Annotated in this window: 3 protein-coding genes and 1 pseudogene; 1 reads left to right on the top strand and 3 read right to left on the bottom strand. The window is 42.8% G+C overall.

Annotated features, from left to right (window positions below; all coding sequences use genetic code 11):
* Nucleotides 1–205 precede the first annotated feature (205 nt).
* A complete protein-coding gene (locus F6K49_RS40945) occupies nucleotides 206–325 on the bottom strand; it encodes a photosystem II reaction center X protein (RefSeq protein ID WP_075905548.1) in 120 nt (39 codons plus the stop codon).
* Between the two features lie 577 nt (nucleotides 326–902).
* Between F6K49_RS40945 and F6K49_RS40940 the strand changes: the two genes are divergently transcribed.
* Nucleotides 903–1,187, top strand: a complete 285-nt coding sequence (locus F6K49_RS40940) for a YggT family protein (protein WP_008186608.1) — start codon at nucleotides 903–905, stop codon at nucleotides 1,185–1,187.
* A 51-nt stretch (nucleotides 1,188–1,238) separates the two neighbouring features.
* On the opposite strand, the gene F6K49_RS40935 is transcribed toward F6K49_RS40940, so the two are convergent.
* Nucleotides 1,239–1,796, bottom strand: a complete 558-nt coding sequence (locus F6K49_RS40935) for an EF-hand domain-containing protein (protein ID WP_293106733.1) — start codon at nucleotides 1,794–1,796, stop codon at nucleotides 1,239–1,241.
* A gap of 196 nt (nucleotides 1,797–1,992) precedes the next feature.
* Nucleotides 1,993–2,520: pseudogene (locus tag F6K49_RS40930) on the bottom strand (acetyl-CoA carboxylase biotin carboxylase subunit); the annotation flags it as partial.

Genomic DNA, 2,520 nt, shown 5'->3' with positions numbered 1-2,520 from the left:
AATTTACCATTGCTACTCTCCTATGGCCAGTCTTATGGTAGCGAGTTCTTGGTCTTACACTCTACTGTAACTGGAGAACAACCATTTTACTCCTGGATCAGGAGAGATTCTGAATACAAAAATTGAGCGGGTTGTGAACCCACTCAATTTCCTGCTATCAAAGCTCCGCCTTAGTTCGTTTAAGGCATAGATAGTAGAGATTTTGTTATGATCTTTTGATCTTATCGCTCTGGCTAAAGACGATTAGTGCCACAGTGGCAGGAATAACCACAATGGCAGTACCCCAAAGTAAACTCCACAGAAAGTTGGCTAATGAAGGTGTCATAAAAACTCCTAGTTAATTTGTAAACCTTGTTTGTGATTAAGCATTCAGCATTCAGCTATCAGCTTAAGGGCTACGCCCACGCTACTTGAGGTGCTTATGCGCTACGCCCAGGCTACTTGAGGTGCTAGCAGGAGCGATAACTGCACGGGGTCGGATGAGTAAAACCAGCAGGGATTTTAAACCAGCCGTACCAGCACCCCCCAGCTGGTTTACTACCCGTTGATTAGCTGACGGCACCTCAAGTAGCGTGAGCCAAAGGCTCACGGCTGATAGCTGAATGCTTACAAGAACATGATACTATTATTGAGAAACTTTAAATTAAATTAACTACAATCACAAGGACACTGGTAAGCCACCTAGCCACCTAAGGCGGCAGGTAAGCATTCAGCTATCAGTTATCAGCGTGTCGCGTATCAGTTATCAGCTAATCCGCTAGGGCTCACAGGCTTCTAGCCTGTGCCACTGTACTTGAGGTGCTTTTGAATAAAATAAGCTGACCGCTGACCACTGACCACTGACCGCTGACCGCTGAAGGTGGCACCGGCAATACATTTGTGATCATTAGAATAAATAAGCCATGACTGCTGCTACGATTGCTATCTGGACTCTTGGTCCGTTACTAGGACTAATGATCTTCTTGTTTATCTTTCGCATTGTTCTGACCTGGTATCCTCAGGTAGACCTAAATCGTTTGCCATTTAATCTAGTAGCTTGGCCAACGGAACCCTTTTTAGTGCCAATGCGTAAAATTGTCCCTCCCATTGGTGGGGTTGATATTAGCCCAATTATTTGGGTAGGGATTTTCAGCCTGCTGCGGGAAATTCTTTTAGGTCAGCAGGGAATCCTGAGGATGATGATTTAGAAGGTTGAAGGTTGTTTGGTTGAAGGTTGAAGGTTGAAGGTTACATTCCAATTATTCATAGGAGCCGTAAAGCCAGTTACCAGGTGCATTAGGGTCATCACTTGTATGAAATTCCTTACTTCTTTCTAAGTATTCATCACTAGATATCACTCCATCTCCATTTTGATCTAACTTGGCAAAAGCTACTTCAGCAATATCTTCGTCGAGCTGTACTGCTTTACAAAATTGTTTGTATTCCGCCAGACTAATTGTACCATTACCATTGCTATCCAAGATACTGAAGATAATGTTTGCTTTAGCACTATGAGCTTCTTGAAGTTCTGCTGAATTAGGAAAATTAGCAATCGATTTGTCGGCCACCTTCAGATACTCTTCCAATTCTACTTTTCCGTCACCATTGATATCGGCAGGCTGGAATAATTTCTGCCAAATTGCCGCATATTTGGCACTAATATCTTCAAATTCTGGCATTCCAGCTTTCCAACCTCGTAGCAAAGCCAGATTACGAGCGCATTGCTCTAAGTCGGCTTTTTCCACATATCCATTCTTATCTGCATCGTATACCCAAAAATTCTTGGTGTGTTTTTTGTTCAATAGTTCACTCAACATTTTTATACTTCCCTAGTAAAATCAAAATTTTGACAAGGGATATTTTATAAGATAATTAATTTATTTGAATTTAATTTAAACTTTATTTAACAAAAATTTTAATAATTTTATGCTGCTTGACTAGTTGACTAAGCTGTTGTGGAATTTAAATGCACAACAGCTTAATTCTGCTCTCTGCCTTCAGCATAGCTGCCGTTCAGTTCATCATCTCCTTCTCGACAAAATTGGTATAGACCTGACCCTCAAGAAAGGCTTGTGTCTCTAGGATTTTTTGATGGAAAGTCAGGGTGGTGGTGACTCCGGTAATGGCACACTCCCTTAAGGCTCGTTTCATGCGCTGAATGGCAGCATCACGGGTGGGACCCCAAACGATTAATTTGCCAATCAGAGAGTCGTAATAGGGGGGGATTTCGTAATCGGGGTAAACATGGGAATCCATGCGCACCCATGGTCCTCCTGGTGGTAGGTAAGCACTAATTCGTCCTGGTTGGGGACGGAAAGCGTGGTCTGGGTCTTCGGCATTAATCCGACATTCGATGGCGTGACCTTTGAGAGTAATTTGGTCTTGGGTAAGGCTTAGTTTCTCCCCTTGAGCAATTTTAATTTGTTCGGCGATCAAGTCTAGACCGGTGATCATCTCGGTGACTGGGTGTTCTACCTGAATTCGGGTGTTCATTTCCATAAAGTAGAACTCACCAGAGGCATCTAAGAGAAACTCTACTGT

The sequence above is a fragment of the Moorena sp. SIO3I6 genome (genome assembly GCF_010672095.1).
Note: the sequence above shows the minus strand (reverse complement) of the source record. Positions and strands in the feature narration are given on the sequence as shown.